This window comes from Citrobacter sp. BIDMC107 (assembly GCF_001037575.1).
GTDB classification, from domain to species: Bacteria; Pseudomonadota; Gammaproteobacteria; order Enterobacterales; family Enterobacteriaceae; genus Citrobacter; species Citrobacter freundii.
This window is the reverse complement of record NZ_KQ089848.1, coordinates 1,790,835-1,807,487: the sequence shown is the minus strand read 5'-3', so window position 1 is coordinate 1,807,487 and position 16,653 is coordinate 1,790,835. Positions and strand designations below refer to the sequence as shown.

The 16,653-nt window shown below is 52.5% G+C and carries 14 protein-coding genes; 10 read left to right on the top strand and 4 right to left on the bottom strand.

Going from position 1 to position 16,653, the window contains the following annotated elements:
- Nucleotides 1-125 precede the first annotated feature (125 nt).
- Both SK39_RS08375 and pdxY read left to right on the top strand, forming a co-directional pair.
- The gene (locus SK39_RS08375) at nucleotides 126-1,391 is read left to right on the top strand and encodes an aromatic amino acid transporter (RefSeq protein ID WP_003837156.1); all 1,266 of its coding nucleotides are present in this window, start codon (nucleotides 126-128) and stop codon (nucleotides 1,389-1,391) included.
- A gap of 11 nt (nucleotides 1,392-1,402) precedes the next feature.
- On the top strand, nucleotides 1,403-2,260 hold the full coding sequence (gene pdxY, locus SK39_RS08370; RefSeq protein ID WP_003031569.1) for a pyridoxal kinase PdxY: 858 nt from the start codon (nucleotides 1,403-1,405) through the stop codon (nucleotides 2,258-2,260).
- A 460-nt stretch (nucleotides 2,261-2,720) separates the two neighbouring features.
- Here the strand turns inward: pdxY and SK39_RS08365 are convergent, their stop codons facing one another.
- On the bottom strand, nucleotides 2,721-4,274 hold the full coding sequence (locus SK39_RS08365; RefSeq protein WP_003837161.1) for an L-lactate permease: 1,554 nt from the start codon (nucleotides 4,272-4,274) through the stop codon (nucleotides 2,721-2,723).
- 581 nt (nucleotides 4,275-4,855) lie between these two features.
- Between SK39_RS08365 and SK39_RS08360 the strand changes: the two genes are divergently transcribed.
- Genes SK39_RS08360 through SK39_RS08350 form a run of 3 tightly spaced genes read left to right on the top strand, consistent with a single transcriptional unit; the run spans nucleotide 4,856 to nucleotide 7,701 of the window.
- Complete coding sequence (locus tag SK39_RS08360) at nucleotides 4,856-5,575, top strand: (Fe-S)-binding protein (RefSeq protein ID WP_048216870.1); 720 nt, start codon at nucleotides 4,856-4,858, stop codon at nucleotides 5,573-5,575.
- A gap of 10 nt (nucleotides 5,576-5,585) precedes the next feature.
- Nucleotides 5,586-7,013: a LutB/LldF family L-lactate oxidation iron-sulfur protein gene (locus tag SK39_RS08355; RefSeq protein ID WP_003033254.1), complete on the top strand. Its 1,428-nt coding sequence runs from the start codon at nucleotides 5,586-5,588 to the stop codon at nucleotides 7,011-7,013.
- Nucleotides 7,006-7,701 (top strand): LutC/YkgG family protein, encoded by a 696-nt coding sequence (locus SK39_RS08350; RefSeq protein ID WP_048216869.1) that lies wholly within the window; start codon nucleotides 7,006-7,008, stop codon nucleotides 7,699-7,701. The genes SK39_RS08355 and SK39_RS08350 overlap by 8 nt, the downstream gene beginning before the upstream one ends.
- Before the next feature lie 49 nt (nucleotides 7,702-7,750).
- Here the strand turns inward: SK39_RS08350 and gntP are convergent, their stop codons facing one another.
- The gene (gene gntP / locus SK39_RS08345; RefSeq protein ID WP_003033260.1) at nucleotides 7,751-9,094 is read right to left on the bottom strand and encodes a gluconate permease GntP; all 1,344 of its coding nucleotides are present in this window, start codon (nucleotides 9,092-9,094) and stop codon (nucleotides 7,751-7,753) included.
- Between the two features lie 259 nt (nucleotides 9,095-9,353).
- Here gntP and uxuA point away from each other — a divergent pair, with 259 nt between their 5' ends.
- The 5 genes from uxuA to SK39_RS08320 all read left to right on the top strand — a co-directional run bounded on the left by uxuA (nucleotide 9,354) and on the right by SK39_RS08320 (nucleotide 14,948).
- Nucleotides 9,354-10,538 (top strand): mannonate dehydratase, encoded by a 1,185-nt coding sequence (gene uxuA, locus SK39_RS08340; protein WP_003837169.1) that lies wholly within the window; start codon nucleotides 9,354-9,356, stop codon nucleotides 10,536-10,538.
- A gap of 78 nt (nucleotides 10,539-10,616) precedes the next feature.
- Nucleotides 10,617-12,092 (top strand): fructuronate reductase, encoded by a 1,476-nt coding sequence (locus SK39_RS08335; protein ID WP_032937658.1) that lies wholly within the window; start codon nucleotides 10,617-10,619, stop codon nucleotides 12,090-12,092.
- A gap of 132 nt (nucleotides 12,093-12,224) precedes the next feature.
- Nucleotides 12,225-12,998 (top strand): Uxu operon transcriptional regulator, encoded by a 774-nt coding sequence (gene uxuR, locus SK39_RS08330; protein ID WP_003033268.1) that lies wholly within the window; start codon nucleotides 12,225-12,227, stop codon nucleotides 12,996-12,998.
- A gap of 648 nt (nucleotides 12,999-13,646) precedes the next feature.
- On the top strand, nucleotides 13,647-13,850 hold the full coding sequence (locus tag SK39_RS08325) for a hypothetical protein (protein WP_048216868.1): 204 nt from the start codon (nucleotides 13,647-13,649) through the stop codon (nucleotides 13,848-13,850).
- A gap of 120 nt (nucleotides 13,851-13,970) precedes the next feature.
- Nucleotides 13,971-14,948, top strand: a complete 978-nt coding sequence (locus SK39_RS08320) for a porin (protein WP_048216867.1) — start codon at nucleotides 13,971-13,973, stop codon at nucleotides 14,946-14,948.
- A 47-nt stretch (nucleotides 14,949-14,995) separates the two neighbouring features.
- On the opposite strand, the gene SK39_RS25595 is transcribed toward SK39_RS08320, so the two are convergent.
- Together SK39_RS25595 and SK39_RS08315 are read right to left on the bottom strand one after the other, a co-directional pair.
- Nucleotides 14,996-15,214 (bottom strand): hypothetical protein, encoded by a 219-nt coding sequence (locus tag SK39_RS25595; RefSeq protein ID WP_048241701.1) that lies wholly within the window; start codon nucleotides 15,212-15,214, stop codon nucleotides 14,996-14,998.
- Between the two features lie 190 nt (nucleotides 15,215-15,404).
- Nucleotides 15,405-16,592, bottom strand: a complete 1,188-nt coding sequence (locus SK39_RS08315) for an MFS transporter (protein ID WP_032937647.1) — start codon at nucleotides 16,590-16,592, stop codon at nucleotides 15,405-15,407.
- Nucleotides 16,593-16,653 lie beyond the last annotated feature (61 nt).

Sequence of the window (16,653 nt, the reverse complement as noted above, 5' to 3'; positions counted from 1 at the left end):
CTTTGCGGTGCCCGTTACCGTGACATAACTAAAAAAAGTAAACCCTGACTCCGACATTTTTATTATCCGCATGATGTACAAATGACAGCTGTAATTATAACGAATAGTCTACAGGAACATTTATCATGGATATTAATGCCATTGAGCGACAGAGTAGTACCCCCGGACTGATTAGCGGAACCATGTTGGTTATCGCGACCGTAGTGGGTGGCGGGATGTTCTCCCTGCCGATTGCGATGGCCGGCGTATGGTTCCCCGGTGCGTCTGTTATTCTTCTATTTATCGCCATCATGATGTTATTAACCGGTCTGATGCTGGTCGAAGTTAACCTACATTATGGCGCCGGTGCCAGTTTTAATACTTTTACTCAGGATTTATTAGGCCGGAAGTGGAATATCGTGGTTGGTATCGCTTTCGGCTTTGTGCTGTATATTCTGACCTATGCCTATATCTCCGGTTCGTCGGCGGTGATGGCGCAAACCGTGTTCAAATACAGCGGTGTGCGCTTTCCGGCGAATATCTCGGTGGTGATCGTCAGTATGCTGGTCGGCGCGATTGCCTGGTATAGTTCCTTGCTGGTCGGACGCATCACTACCGTGCTGATTATCGGTAAGTTTGTGGCGTTCTTTGCCACGTTCTCCGGGCTGATTGGCCATATCGAAGTGGCAAAACTCATCGACAGCGTGGCGGTGGCGTTGCCCAATTCGCAGTATCTGCCGTACATCCTGATGACGCTGCCGTTCTGCATCATCTCGTTTGGTTTTCACGGTAACGTGCCAAGCCTGGTTAAACTGTATGGCACAAGCGGAGTCTCGAATATTACGCGTTCGATTATCATCGGTACGCTGTTTGCTCTGCTGCTGTATATTTTCTGGCTGGGCGTGACGATGGGTAACATCAGCCGTTCCTCATTCCCGCCGATTATCGCCAAAGGCGGCAATATCGATGTGTTTGTCGAGGCCATCAGCGGGCTGTTCACCAGCCGATATATGGATCTGATCCTCACCTTTTTCGGCAACTTCGCGGTAGCCAGTTCCCTGCTGGCGGCGACGCTTGGCCTGTTCGATTACATCGCCGACCTGTTTCACTTCCCGGACGACGGCATGGGCCGCCTGAAAACCGCGCTGGTGACCTACTTCCCGCCAGCCGCCGTGTGCTTCTTCTTCCCGAACGGTTTTGTGCACGCGATTGGTTACGCCGGTCTGGCCTTTACCATCTGGAGTGTGATCCTGCCGCCGTTCTTGGTGAAAGCCGCGCGGAAACGTTTCCCAACCGCCAGCTATACCGCGCCCTGTAATAACACCGTGCTTAACCTGGTGATTGTCTGCGGAGCGGTTGTCTATCTGACGGTTGTTCTGGACGTATTTGGTCTGCTGCCAACGTTTCGTTAGACGGAGTCAAAATGAAAAACGTGTTGTCTGTTCAGTCGTCGGTCGTTTATGGCTATGCCGGAAATAAAGCCGCTGTGTTGCCGATGCAGCTCTCGGGGATCGATGTCTGGCCGTTTTACACCGTACAGTTTTCCAACCACACCCAATATGGGATGTGGCAGGGCATGGCGATGCCGCACGGCGAGCTGAGCGCGATCATCAGCGGGCTGGATGACCTGCAAAAGCTGGCGCAATGCGATGCCGTATTGTCCGGGTATCTTGGAGATAAACGCCATTGTGAAGAGGTGAAGTACGCCGTCTCCACCATTCGTCAGCGTAATCCGCAGGCGCTCTATTTTTGCGATCCGGTAATGGGCGACCCGCAAAAAGGCTGCATTGTCGCGCAGGGCGTGGAGTCATTTTTTGTCGATGACGCCATTCAACTGGCCGACATGATGGGACCGAATCTCTATGAGCTGGGCGTGCTGACGGGCAGACAACTGCGTAGTTTTGACGAGGTGGTGGAAGCGGCGCGGCAGCTGGTGTCGTGGGGCGTAAAGAAGGTGCTGGTGAAGCATCTCGGCGACTGTTCGCGGAACAAACAGGCGTTTGAAATGCTGCTGGTGACGCCGGAACAGACGTTACACATTGCCCGGCCGCTGTATACCTTTGCCAAAATGCCGGTCGGCGTTGGGGATCTGATTTGCAGCGTGATGCTGGCCTCACTGCTCAATGGTTATGAGGACAAGCAGGCACTGGAGCGGACCACCAGTGTTGTTGACGCGGTAATGCGGCTGACGAAAGAGCATGATTCGTATGAACTGCGGCTGATAGACGCGCGTCACCAGATTATGGACCCACAGGTTCGCTATCAGGCAACGGTGATCTGACGCCGCAAGGGGGCTATGTGTTTCTGACATTGCTGAGGTTTCAGCATCCGCTGGTCTACCGTTTTGCATGGCTTCGTCTGCGGGTCAGGGTGTTAAGGGCGTTCAGGCTGCGTAAGTGAAAGGGGGCGTGCTTTACTCTGCGGCGCTTGCGCCTTATCCGGCCTACAAATGAGTGCGAAACGTAGGCCTGATAAGCGAAGCGCCATCAGGCATAAGTGCCCAGTATTACACGCGGAAGTAGCGTGGTGGAATCAACGCGGAAAAGGCGTCGAACTTCTTCACCATCTTTTTCCAGAACAACATAACAACAATCCTCGATTTGAAACATCGGCGCTATTTTAGTCAGCGCCGACAAATCGTAAAGTCTGGCGCCTCGTTCCGTTTCCGGGGAGGTGTAAACCTTTTTGGTCACCGCGTCGTCAAATACGGTTGCCGCAAATTTGACGGGGTTGACAATGGCTTACGCCATAAACCAGTAATAAAAGAGGCCAACCTTTAAGCCGAGGATCACGATATAGGCGCAGCAGTATTTCATGGTGCCAGACATGATCTGGTTGGCCTGACCGTCCATTTTTGTGGCGGATACCGCGATGGCGATGCTTTGCGGCGAAATCATTTTCCCGCCCGTTGCGCCAGAGGTGTTGGCCGCCGCCAGCCAGTTGGGATCGATATGCAGTTTGCTGGCGGCAATGGTTTGCAGTTTTCCGAACAAAATGTTCGAGTTGGTATCGCTGCCGGTAACGAACGTGCCCAGCGCGCCAATCACCGGGGCGAGGAAGACGTACGAGCTGCCGGTCAGATCGACAATCGACTGCGCCAGCGTGGAGATAATCCCGCTGAGATCCATCACCGTGGCCAGCGCGACGATCGCCATAATTGCAACGATAGAGTTTTTAAGCTGGAAAATCGTTTTGATAAATACTTCCAGCATCCCGCGTGCGGACGCTCCCTGAATAAAACCACCGATAATGGTCGCAAAGATGATCAACATCCCTGGCGTGGTCACCCATTCAACTTTCAACGCCATCGTTTTGCCGTCAGCCAACGTGAAATGTAGCACCGAGGCCAGTTGTGAGGCTGCGCCTTTTATCGTCGGGAACAGCGGCGAACACATCAGGATAAACACAAAAATAAACAGATAAATAGAGCCAACTCGGAACAACACTTTTGCCGAGCGCGGCGTGGTTTCGCGGGTATGGCTGACTTCAATTCGCCACTCGGGATCGGTTTTCCCTTTGCGCAGACGGCTAACCATCGCCACGGCAAACAGGCTGACCAGGCTACCGGCAAAGGCGGGTAATTCAGCACCGAGATGAATAGCGACAAAATACTGCGGAACCAGCGTGGTAATACCGCAAATCAACGTGATCAGAAATACGCCGCGAATGGCTTTCAGGCCGCCGCCAATAATGCAGACAATCACAAACGGCAGCAGGATATTAAACAGCGCGAGCTGCAGAATAATGGTTCCGCCTAAGGTATAAACCGGCAGGTTAACCTGTTCCGCCAGAATAGAAACCGGGATCCCGACCGCGCCGAATGCAGTGGGAACGGTATTTGCCACCAGAGAGGCAATCGCCGCCTTCAGCGGATTGAAACCCAGTGCGATAAGAATACCGATCGGAATGGCGACCGCTGTACCATAACCCGCCGCGGCTTCAAGAAATCCACCAAAGCACCATGAAATCAGCAGCACCTGAATACGCTTATCTTCGCTTATACTGGCGAGAATATCGCGCAGAATATCCAGCGCTTTGGTCGCCTGCATGACGTTATAACTGAAGATAGCGCCGAGGATCACAATCACAATCGGCCATAATCCCTTCAGCGCGCCATAGCCTATCGCGGCTTTCAGATTTTGTACGGGCATTTCCCAGAATATTGCCGATAGTGCAGCGGTGAATACCAAAGAGATCAGTACTGAATAATGGATGGGCATTTTCAATTTCAATATTAAAAATACCATCAGTAGTAACGGAGAGAGTGCCAGGGCAAACATAAAATATTCGTTCATTGCTATTCCCAATTGGTTCATTAAACCTGATTTATATTTATGGTGGGGAGGCTACATTGCTGTTCTAATAAAGTATGCAAACTGAATCGCTTCAGTGAATAAAGTAATTATGATTTGTAGTTTTGTAACTATTGTAATCTTTTAATTAAAATCCAATGCCGGGTAAATATACTTAAGTGCCGATTGAATACCTATAAGTAGTTATTTAATAAACTTTTTAATAATGGTAGTGACAACAGTGGTAATCACTTGAAACTGTTTTCTAAGATGTTAATAACGCTGTGGTTTCCAATGTAAAAATGTGAGCGAGGCCGAAATAAATAAACCAGGGTATTGCATGTGCGAGTCGATTAGGGGATTATTTGGTTTTGTCATACAAATGAAAATACAGACATTTGCGATTGTCCTGATATAAGAAGAGGAGAGTCGTCATCAAAGGAAAACGATCAGAGCATCACCATGAACCCAGGTATTGGTAAAACCAGCAAACAGAAAAACTGGGCATGAAATACGAATGAACATTTGTTTGATATCGCGATATCAAGCGCAATAAACAGAAATGAAGCAATGGAGTAGTTATTGTGAATGTAAATTTCTTTGTTACCTGTATTGGTGACGCACTGAAATCACGGATGGCACGAGACTCCGTATTGCTGCTGGAAAAACTGGGTTGTCGCGTTAATTTCCCCGAGAAGCAAGGGTGTTGCGGTCAGCCAGCCATCAACAGCGGTTACATCAAAGAGGCGATCCCCGGGATGAAAAACCTGATCGCCGCCCTGGAAGACAACGACGATCCGATTATCTCCCCGGCAGGCTCCTGCACCTACGCGGTAAAAAGCTACCCGACGTATCTGGCGGATGAGCTTGAATGGGCGCTGCGCGCCGAGAAGGTTGCCGGACGTATGCAGGATCTCACCTCTTTTATCGTCAACAAACTGGGCGTGGTGGACGTGGGTGCCAGCCTGCAGGGCCGCGCTGTGTATCACCCTTCCTGTAGCCTGACCCGCAAACTGGGGGTGAAGGAAGAGCCGCTCACGCTGCTGAAAAACGTGCGCGGACTGGAGCTGTTGACGTTTGCCGATCAGGACACCTGCTGCGGCTTTGGCGGGACGTTCTCGGTCAAGATGGCCGAGATCTCCGGCGAGATGGTGAAAGAGAAAGTTTTACATCTGATGGATGCGAAGCCGGAGTTTTTGATCGGCGCTGACGTCAGCTGCCTGCTGAATATTGGCGGCCGACTGCAACGCGAAGGCCAGCCGGTCAAAGTGATGCATATTGCTGAAGTGCTGATGAGCCGCTGAGGGGAAAGAGATGTCGATAAAAACCAGCGATGTAGAATTTAAACTGCGCATTCGTCAGCAGATCGAAGATCCGATCATGCGCAAAGCCGTGGCCAACGCGCAGGAGCGTATTGGTGCGAATCGGCAGAAAATGGTTGATGAGCTAGGCCACTGGGAAGACTGGCGCGATCGTGCCAGCCAGATCCGCGATCACGTTCTGAGCAACCTCGACGCTTACCTGTATCAACTCTCCGAGAAAGTGACGGAAAACGGCGGCCACGTCTATTTCGCCAAAACCAAAGAAGACGCCACCCGCTATATTCTGCAGGTTGCGCAGAGTAAAAATGCGAAGAAGGTGGTGAAGTCCAAGTCGATGGTGACCGAAGAGATCGGTGTCAACCATGTGCTGCAGGATGCGGGAATTCAGGTGATCGAAACCGATCTCGGCGAATATATCCTGCAGTTGGATCAGGATCCGCCTTCGCACGTCGTGGTCCCGGCTATTCATAAAGATCGCTACCAGATCCGCCGCGTGCTGAACGAACGTCTGGGCTACGACGGTCCGGAAACCCCGGAAGCCATGACCTTGTTCATTCGCCAGAAGATCCGCGAGGATTTCCTCAGTGCCGAAATCGGTATTACCGGCTGTAACTTTGCCGTGGCGGAAACCGGCTCTGTTTGCCTGGTGACCAACGAAGGCAACGCGCGCATGTGTACCACGCTGCCGAAAACGCACATTGCGGTGATGGGCATGGAGCGTATCGCGCCGACCTTTGCCGAGGTGGATGTGCTGATCACCATGCTGGCGCGCAGCGCCGTGGGCGCACGTCTGACGGGCTACAACACCTGGCTGACCGGCCCACGCGAGGCGGATAACGTCGACGGCCCGGAAGAGTTCCATCTGGTGATTGTCGATAACGGCCGCTCACAGGTGCTGGGCTCTGAGTTTCGCGATGTGCTGCGCTGCATCCGCTGCGGGGCTTGTATGAACACCTGCCCGGCGTACCGCCACATTGGCGGACACGGTTATGGTTCTATCTATCCCGGCCCTATCGGCGCGGTGATCTCTCCGCTGCTCGGCGGCTATAAAGATTTTAAAGATCTGCCATACGCCTGTTCATTATGCACGGCCTGTGACAGCGTTTGTCCGGTTAAGATTCCGCTGTCAAAACTGATCCTGCGTCATCGCCGGGTGATGGCCGAGGAGGGTATAACGCCGAAAGCCGAGCGACGGGCGATCAAAATGTTCGCCTACGCCAATAGCCATCCGGGGCTGTGGAAAGTCGGGATGATGGCGGGCGCACATGCGGCGAGCTGGTTTATCAATGGCGGCAAAACGCCGCTCAAGGTTGGCGCGATTGGTGACTGGATGGAGGCGCGCGATCTGCCTGATGCCGACGGCGAGAGCTTCCGTAGCTGGTTTAAGAAACATCAGGCGCAGGAGAAAAAGAATGGATAACCGTACCGCGTTTTTAAATACCATCGCCCAGGCGCTGGGTCGCCCGCTGCGCTTCGAACCGCAAGCGGATGTCGCGCCGGTTAACGACTATGCTAACGAGCGCCTGACCGAACTTAGCCCGCAGCAGCGCTGCGATGCGTTTGTCCAGTTTGCCAGTGAAGTGATGCTGGCTCGCTGTGAGCTGACTCGCGAAGATCAGGCCGCAGACGCGGCGCTCCGTCTGTGCGAAGAATTGGGTCAGCAGCCGGTGGTGCTGAGCGGCGACAGCCGGCTGGCGGCGCTGGGCATTACCGAACGCTTGCAACAGGAATGCAACGCCGTGGTCTGGGATCCGGCGCGTGGCAGCGAAAATATTACCCAGGCCGAAAAGGCGAAAGTGGGCGTGGTGTATGCCGAGTATGGCCTGACCGAGTCCGGCGGCGTGGTGCTGTTTTCCGCGCCGGAGCGCGGGCGTTCCCTGAGCCTGTTGCCGGAATCCTCAATTTTCGTGCTGCGTAAAAGCACTATCCTGCCGCGCGTGGCGCAACTGGCAGAAAAACTGCATCAGAAGGCGCAGGCCGGTGAGCTTATGCCATCGTGCATTAACATCATTAGTGGGCCCAGCTCGACGGCGGATATTGAGCTTATCAAGGTGGTTGGAGTGCATGGCCCGGTGAAGGCGGTGTATCTGATTATTGAGGATTGTTGAGGCAGGATGGATAACCGCTCTGGCGCTGCGGGCCAGAGCGGTATCGACGTTATGCAATCATGCTGATGATCAATACGATAATCAGGCCAACCACGGAGTTCACCAGCTCCAGCAGACCCCAGGTTTTCAGCGTATCCTTCACCGACAGGTCAAAGTAGCCTTTGAACAGCCAGAACGAGGCATCGTTGATATGGGTCAGGGTGTTGGAGCCCGCCGCCGTTGCCAGTACCAGTAACGCCGGATCGACGCCCACCAGTTGACCGGTTGCCGGGTCGAGAATGGCGGCGCTAATAATCCCTGCAGCCGTCATGGCGGAGACCACGCCCTGACCGGTTGCCAGACGAATAAGCACGGTTATCAACCACGCCATGATGTACGGAGAGATATTGCCGTGTGACATCAGCATGCCGATGGTATCGCCAATGCCGGTATCAATAATGGTCTGCTTCAGTACGCCGCCCGCGCCGATGATCAGGATCACCATGGCGATGCTTTTCACCGCGTTTTCAAAGGCATTCATCACCCACTGCATGTCGTGACCACGCGCGGTACCAAACAGCACGAAGGCGACAACCATGGCGATAAACATCGCAATCGGTGAAGAGCCTAAGAAGTTGACCACTTCCCACGCCTGCGTCCCTTTCACCAGCCAGATGTTGGCGATGGTGGTGGAGATCATGATGATCGCCGGGATCAGCGGCACCAGGATAGAAACACCGAAGGATGGCAGGTTATTCTGGTCAACCGGTACGTCGGCCTTCATGAATGACGGCGTTGGGCGATCGAGGTTGCCGAGGAACTTCGGCAGGATAAGCCCGGCGCAGATCACGCTCGGAATAGTCACCAGAATACCGTAGATGTAGACCATGCCCATGTCCGCGCCGTAGGCGTTAACCAGCGCCACCGGACCCGGCTGTGGTGGGAACAGCGAGTGGGCGGTGGTGGCGGCGGCAACGGCAGGAATCGCCAGCTTGAGGAACGGGATCTTCGCTTCTGCTGCAATGACGATCACCAGCGGCGCCAGCATAATAAATGCCACTTCATAGAACATCGCCAGGCCGAAGATCAGACCAATAATGATTACCGACAGCTGCACATAGCGCAGGCCGAGGCGCGCCAGCAGCGTATGGGCAATCTGATGCGCCGCCCCGGAATCAACCATCAGCTTACCGATGACCGCCCCGAATACCACGATAATCGCCAGTTCACCCAGCGTGCTGCCAAAGCCGGATTTCATGGTGTGCAGCAGCTCCATTAAATCCATACCCGCCAGCATACCGACCGAGAGCGCCGCCAGCAGCAGGGCGACCATCGAGTTTATTTTGAATCTTAGATTGAGCACCAGCATCAGACCGATGCCGAATACGACCCACAGAATATTGAGAACGTGCATATAACGTCTACCTTTATTGGTTGAACTATTATGATTTTGGTTGAGATGTTACATATATTGGTTAACCATTGATGCGATGAATGTCACATTGCGTTACATGTTTACATTATTACTGAGCAACAGGGCCGTAAAATGGCGATCTCAATAGACTAAATCGTGATTTGGTTAACCAATTTTAAGCTTCAGGTTGACATGTCATACCAAAAGGAGGAATTTATGTGCCATATCGTCGAGTCCATAACGTAACGAGGAATAAAACATGGAACAGACATGGCGCTGGTATGGTCCTAACGATCCGGTCACCTTAGCGGATGTACGTCAGGCGGGTGCCACAGGCGTTGTCACCGCCTTGCACCATATCCCGAACGGGGAAGTGTGGACGGTTGATGAGATCCTAAAACGCAAAGCCATTATTGAGCAGGCGGGCCTGGTCTGGTCGGTCGTCGAAAGCGTGCCGATCCACGAAGACATTAAAACCCGTTCCGGCAACTATCTGCAGTGGATCGCCAACTACCAGCAAAGCCTGCGTAACCTGGCTCAGTGCGGTATTCGTACCGTGTGCTACAACTTCATGCCGGTTCTCGACTGGACCCGTACCGACCTGGAATACGTTCTACCGGACGGCTCCAAAGCGCTGCGTTTTGACCAGATTGAGTTTGCCGCCTTTGAGCTGCATATCCTCCAGCGTCCGGGCGCGGAAGCGGACTACACCGCCGAAGAGATTGCTCAGGCAAATGAACGCTTCGCCACCATGAGCGATGAAGACAAAGCGCGTCTGACCCGCAACATCATCGCCGGTCTGCCGGGTGCGGAAGAGGGCTACACCCTCGACCAGTTCCGCCAGCATCTTGCGCGCTACAAAGATATCGACAAAGCCGCGCTGCGTGAGAATTTCGCCGTCTTCCTGAAGGCGATTATTCCGGTGGCGGAAGAAGCTGGCGTACGCATGGCGGTACACCCGGACGATCCGCCGCGCCCGATCCTTGGCCTGCCGCGCATTGTTTCCACGGTGGAAGACATGCAGTGGATGGTCGATACGGTCAACAGCATGGCGAACGGTTTCACCATGTGCACCGGCTCCTATGGCGTGCGGGCGGACAACGATCTGGTCGACATGATCAAACAGTTTGGCCCACGCATTTACTTCACCCATCTGCGCTCCACGCTGCGTGAAGATAACCCGAAAACCTTCCATGAGGCGGCGCATCTTAATGGCGATGTCGACATGTACGAGGTGGTGAAAGCGATCGTTGAAGAAGAACAACGCCGTAAAGCCGAGGGTAAAGAGGATCTGATCCCGATGCGTCCGGACCATGGCCACCAGATGCTGGACGATCTGAAAAAGAAAACCAACCCAGGCTACTCCGCGATTGGTCGCCTGAAAGGGCTGGCGGAAGTGCGCGGCGTTGAGATGGCTATCCAGCGCGCTTTCTTTAGCCGCTAAAGCGAGTTGCCGGCCACCTGTCTGGCCGGCTTTTTCTTTTCTCATCCGTTGGCCTTTCAACGGGTTCTGGAGTTCACGATGACAACGACAATTGCCAATAGCGACCTGCCGGTTGCGCGCCCTGCATGGGACAGCGCGCGCCTGCAATCCCGCATTGTTCACCTGGGATGTGGCGCTTTTCACCGCGCGCATCAGGCGCTGTACACCCATCATTTGCTGGAAACCACTGACAGCGACTGGGGGATCTGTGAAGTTAACCTGATGCCGGGTAACGACTGCGTACTGATTGAAAATCTGCGCAAGCAGCAACTGCTGTATATCGTGGCGGAAAAAGGCGCGGACAACACCGTGCTGAAAGTGATCGGATCAATGAAAGAAGCGCTGCACCCGGATCTTGACGGATGTGACGGTATTTTACAGGCGATGGCGCGCCCGCAGACGGCAATTGTTTCGCTGACGGTCACCGAAAAAGGCTACTGCACCGATGCGGCCAGCGGTCAGTTAGATCTCAATAACCCGCTGATTAAACACGATCTGGCGAATCCGACCGCGCCGAAATCGGCGATTGGTTACATCGTACAAGCGCTGTACCTGCGCCGTGAGCAGGGGCTGGCGGCTTTTACCGTGATGTCCTGCGATAACGTGCGTGAAAATGGGCATGTGGCGAAAGTCGCAGTTCTGGGGCTGGCGCAGGCGCGCGATCCGCAGCTGGCGCAGTGGATTGAAGCTAATGCGACTTTCCCGTGCACTATGGTCGACCGCATTGTTCCGGCGGCGACGCCGGAAACGTTGCAGGAGATTGCCGACCAGTTGGGCGTTTACGATCCGTGTGCTATCGCCTGTGAGCCGTTCCGTCAGTGGGTAATTGAAGACAATTTTGTCAACGGTCGTCCTGACTGGGACAAGGTTGGCGCACAGTTCGTGGCCGACGTGGTGCCGTTTGAAATGATGAAACTGCGCATGCTCAACGGCAGCCACTCTTTCCTTGCGTATCTGGGCTATCTCGGCGGCTATGAAACCATCGCCGATACCATGACCAATCCGGCGTACCGTAAAGCAGCTTTTGCGCTGATGATGCAGGAGCAGGCGCCGACGCTCTCGATGCCGGAAGGCACCGATCTCAACGCCTACGCGACGCTGCTGATCGAGCGTTTCAGCAACCCGTCTCTGCGCCACCGTACCTGGCAGATTGCGATGGACGGCAGCCAGAAACTGCCGCAGCGCCTGCTGGATCCGGTGCGTCTGCACCTGCAAAATGCCAGCAGTTGGCGTCACCTGGCGCTGGGCGTGGCGGGCTGGATGCGCTACACCCACGGTGTGGATGAGCAAGGGCAGGCCATTGATGTTGTCGACCCTATGCTGGCTGAATTTCAACACATTAACCAACAGTACCAGGGCGCCGAGCGCGTGACGGCGCTGCTGGGGCTGTCTGGCATTTTTGGTCATGACCTGGCGGAAAACGCTGGCTTTGTGGAGACCATTATCGCGACGTATCAACAGCTATGTGAACACGGCGCACGTGAGTGCGTTGCGGCATTAAGCGCTGACGCATAACTTCCGAACTATGACGGGTCAATCAAAATATTGGTTTGGTTGACCCGTTTTCTGTTTTTGCCTTCCCGCAAATGCTATAGTTCGATACCTATTCCCCGTATCTGATTACACGCATCTGACGGACATAACACGATGAAATCGAACACTTCTCAGCAAAGACCCTACCAGGAAGTGGGTGCCATGATCCGCGATCTGATTGTCCAGACGCCGTACCAGCCCGGTGAACGCTTGCCGCCAGAGCGTGAAATTGCCGAGATGCTCAATGTCACTCGCACGGTGGTTCGCGAAGCGTTAATCATGCTGGAAATTAAAGGCCTGGTGGACGTGCGCCGCGGGGCCGGGATCTACGTGCTCGACAATGCGGATGCGCAGACTATCGACAGTACGGATGCAAATCATTGCAATGATGCGGGCCCGTTTGAACTGTTGCAGGCGCGACAGCTGCTGGAAAGCAACATTGCCGAATTTGCCGCGCTGCAGGCTACCCGCGAAGATATCGTCAAAATGCGCCAGGCGTTGCAACTGGAAGAGCGGGAACTGGCTTCCAGCGAGCCGAACGGTTCTGAAAGCGGCGACATGCAGTTCCATCTCGCCATAGCTGAGGCCACGCATAACAGCATGCTGGTGGAGCTGTTTCGCCAGTCATGGCAGTGGCGTGAGAACAACCCGATGTGGATCCAGCTCCATAGCCACCTCGACGATACCCACTACCGGAAAGAGTGGATGGGCGACCATAAACAGATCCTGGCTGCATTAATCAAAAAAGATGCCCGCGCGGCCAAGCTGGCCATGTGGCAGCATCTGGAAAATGTCAAACAGCGTCTGCTGGAGTTTTCAAATGTCGATGACATTGATTTTGATGGTTATCTGTTTGATTCCTGGCCGCTGGATAAAGTTAACGCCTGATTTTCCTTCCTCTCATACGCGGGCTATTGCAGCCCGCACCGCGTTTTCCGCATCCTCATTCATTGCCCGGCAGGGCCGCTTTTCACGTTCTGAAAGTCACGTAAAAAATTGTTTCCATCGCCTCGGATGAACATTTTTTCGTCCCCTTTGTGCGGTGCAAATTGATTTAAATCAATTAAAAACAACTTATTTTCGCATGCGAAAAAATGTGTCATTTACCTTATTTTTACCTTTCCGTGCTTATTTTTAGACAAAATGGGTCTGGGTTAAGTGAGAATCAACGCGATCTCTGCAGTAATCAGGATAAGGTTTACCGGCATAACTACACATAGAAACAAGCGGTTCGCGTAAATGTAGACATTAATAACGGTGCGTAACTTATTGGTCGTAATGATGTTTTGATTGGTGATATAGTTGATGTAAATGTTTCATGCTTTTTTAATCAAATGAATAAAATCCAATATTCGTAAAGCTAGCATTACACATTATTCCATAAACAAGTTATCTTCCATTTGAAATATCGTTCCATTCTTCATTGGTTTATTAACACTTTCATTACTATTATGACTGTATTTTACCGTTGACATGTTTTTACACTAACTGCATATTTCATCGCCATAAGCGTGTTATTACGTTCAGGAGTTGAAAATGCCATCTCGAGACTATCCCGATATTCGAAAACCCAGAGGGACCCGATCAAAAGATATGGTTCTTTTAAGTGCCCGTGTCGATACCTCTTTGTGGGAATATGTGCGAACGCTGGCATTTAAAACCCGTAAAAGTAAACAAGATATTATTGCTGAAGCATTAATGTTGCATCGCTCAGTTAATGAGAGTGAAAGTCTCGAGTAATTATCGCTGTCCGGTTTTGATTGAAAATCCAAAAATGAATTATGTCTTGCCACTTCATTATTACCTTCATTGGTATTTTTTTTGTGTGTTATTGGTATTGCCCCTTAATCCATAGCTGTAATGGCATTAGGGGTAACCTCCGTTCATGCAGCGGAAATTTATAATAAAGATGGCAACAAGCTGGATCTCTACGGCAAAGTAAAAGCAGCCCATTCCTGGACTGATGGTACTAATGCTGATGAAACCTACGCACGTCTGGGTTTTCGCGGTGAGACGCAAATCAACGATCAACTGACCGGTTACGGGCAATTTGAAAGTCAGTTTGATGCCGCTAAAGCAGAAGGTTCTCAGAATGGCGTTAATACACGTCTGGCGTTTGCTGGCCTGGATTATGGTCATGACGTCAGTTTTGACTATGGTCGTAACTATGGTATCGCTTACGATGTGGGAGCTTATACTGATATTCTCTCAGAGTTCGGCGGTGACTCCTTTGAAAATACTGACCGCTTCCTTACTACACGCACTTCTGGCGTTGCAACACTTCGCACCAAAAATCTGTTCGGTGCCGTTGATGGTCTGAACGTCGGGGCGCAATATCAGGGCCAGGATGACACCAATTCTGATCCGTCGAAACAGCATGGCAATGGCTACGGCTTCTCCCTGGTTTATGACAACATTGCGGATTCTGGCATATCTGCAATTGCGGCCTATACCAACAGTTCTGTGACTGCTCAGCAGAAACAAAAAGGTTGGAATGGCGAAAACGCAGAGTTCTGGGGCGCGGGTCTGAAATATGATGCTAATGCTATCTATGTAGCGACTATGTACGGAGAGTCCCACAACCTGATTCAGGATGCGGACAAAGCTGAGCACTTTGAAGCGATGGCTGCGTATGTGTTTGATTTTGGTCTGCGTCCGAACGTGGCTTACGTCCACGCGCGTGATAACAACAATAATGACCTGACCGAATACGTCGCGCTGGGTACAGACTACTACTTCAACAAAAACATCGTGGCTGATGTAGGTTACAAAATTAACCTGCTCGATGGTAAAGACAGCGATAACCAGGTTGCTGCGGGTCTGACCTATCAGTTCTAACTTTTTGTTCTGGTATGAAAAAGGCGTCCTGGTTAAGACGCCTTTTTTTATATCTGCCGGCGTTTAAACCGGCTGACTCTCTTCCTGCTGTACACCGCTAAACAGCCATTGCCAGAGGCCCATTGCCATAAAAATGTTGTTGATAACAGGAAGATAATAAACAATCCCAGTGCGCCAAACCGGCCAAAGTCTTTATAATCCTTTAGCGTGCCAATTAAACCCGCCAAAATAATCAACCCCAGTAATATTCTTTTAAACCACGACATGTATTTTCCCGAAGATAGTGTTGATGTTGAATTAATCTGTCCATTTTTACGCATTTTAAATTGAGTTTATAAATGAACGGACGGGAATTATAAATTGTCTGGTGGGTAATTACCGATTATTTGCGGTTTATTAAATGTTGACATTTAATTGCGGACTAATCCGAATATACCTTCTTTAGAAGGTTGCCGGTTATGCCCTTTTTGGCGAGGCGAAACGCTGTTTGTATAATTGTGTGAGGCTGATAAGTGCCGCAATAAACAACGCGACGGCGCCGCACACCGTGGCGTTAACGATCGCCAGTGCGCCGCTTCCCAGCAGGCTGGTTAATAGCGGCCCAAGTATTTGCCCAATGCCGTAAGTCAGAGTGACCAGGCCCAGCAGATTAATATTGCGCGGTACGCTAAGTTGTCGCGCAAGCGGCATCACCAGTGAAGTGGTTCCCATAAACGTTGCGCCAAAACCCACGCTGCTTATCACCAGCAGCGGCAAAGAGCCGCTGGCGAGCGTCATGAGCACGCAGGCGCTTTGAATCAACAAATTCGCCGTCAGGCATTGCAATACTCCCCAGCGTCGGGCGGCCCACAGCCAGGCGAAACACCCCGGAATTATCGATATGCCGACCAGCGACCAGAGATGGGCAGTCAACAGCGGCGAACCGGCGCTTTTCGCCATTAGCGGCAGGTAGGTGGCGACAATGATGTAGCCAAATCCGGACAGCCCGTACAGCAGCGCCAGCAGCCACCAGGACATAGGCTGATGCTCTGTTTTTACCGGGGCCGCGGCGGGGAGCACGTGGTCGCGAGATGGCAGGAGTATAACCAGTAGCACAAAGAACAGAGCCGAGGCTGCCGCCGCGCCCAGCCAGAGCGTGTGCGAGGACAGCGCAAAATGCAGACCGCTAATGACATATTCATTGCCCAGCAAAATGCCTGCGCCAACGCCGGAGAACAACGCCGCAATCACGAAGGGATGCCGGGTATGATACAGAACGATCATCGAGCCAAAGATCATCATACCGGCACTGGCGACGCCCGCCAGAAAGCGGATCAGCATCACCAGCGCGGGCTGCGTAAAGCTGGCCATCGCCAGAATCAGCCCTGCGGTAGCGAGCGCGGACGTTAGCAACATCGGACGTAAGCGTGAGGGGAGATGAAAGAGCCCAAAGGAGAAGAGCAGGCTTCCCGCCAGATACCCGGCGTAGTTGGCGCTGGCAATCCACGAGAGTTGGTCAAACGTAAATTGACCTTCCGACAGCAGCACCGGCAGCATTGGCGTATACAGAAAGCGTCCAATCCCCATGCCCAGCGTTAAGACCAGCATGCCAAAGAGCGCGACACTGATGGCATGGCGATTTGAATCTGGGCTTCCCTGGGACATACGGACTCTCATTTCGCGCTGTTAGCTGATGATTGTTATATTACATGCGTAAATGATAATG

What these genes read in the sequence shown, in the direction of transcription:
- SK39_RS08375 (WP_003837156.1), top strand. Translation starts at nt 126, where the DNA reads ATGGATATTAATGCCATTGAGCGACAGAGTAGTACCCCCGGACTGATT.
- pdxY (WP_003031569.1), top strand. Translation starts at nt 1,403, where the DNA reads ATGAAAAACGTGTTGTCTGTTCAGTCGTCGGTCGTTTATGGCTATGCC.
- SK39_RS08365 (WP_003837161.1), bottom strand. Translation starts at nt 4,274, where the DNA reads ATGAACGAATATTTTATGTTTGCCCTGGCACTCTCTCCGTTACTACTG.
- SK39_RS08355 (WP_003033254.1), top strand. Translation starts at nt 5,586, where the DNA reads ATGTCGATAAAAACCAGCGATGTAGAATTTAAACTGCGCATTCGTCAG.
- SK39_RS08350 (WP_048216869.1), top strand. Translation starts at nt 7,006, where the DNA reads ATGGATAACCGTACCGCGTTTTTAAATACCATCGCCCAGGCGCTGGGT.
- gntP (WP_003033260.1), bottom strand. Translation starts at nt 9,094, where the DNA reads ATGCACGTTCTCAATATTCTGTGGGTCGTATTCGGCATCGGTCTGATG.
- uxuA (WP_003837169.1), top strand. Translation starts at nt 9,354, where the DNA reads ATGGAACAGACATGGCGCTGGTATGGTCCTAACGATCCGGTCACCTTA.
- SK39_RS08335 (WP_032937658.1), top strand. Translation starts at nt 10,617, where the DNA reads ATGACAACGACAATTGCCAATAGCGACCTGCCGGTTGCGCGCCCTGCA.
- uxuR (WP_003033268.1), top strand. Translation starts at nt 12,225, where the DNA reads ATGAAATCGAACACTTCTCAGCAAAGACCCTACCAGGAAGTGGGTGCC.
- SK39_RS08325 (WP_048216868.1), top strand. Translation starts at nt 13,647, where the DNA reads ATGCCATCTCGAGACTATCCCGATATTCGAAAACCCAGAGGGACCCGA.
- SK39_RS08320 (WP_048216867.1), top strand. Translation starts at nt 13,971, where the DNA reads ATGGCATTAGGGGTAACCTCCGTTCATGCAGCGGAAATTTATAATAAA.
- SK39_RS25595 (WP_048241701.1), bottom strand. Translation starts at nt 15,214, where the DNA reads ATGTCGTGGTTTAAAAGAATATTACTGGGGTTGATTATTTTGGCGGGT.
- SK39_RS08315 (WP_032937647.1), bottom strand. Translation starts at nt 16,592, where the DNA reads ATGTCCCAGGGAAGCCCAGATTCAAATCGCCATGCCATCAGTGTCGCG.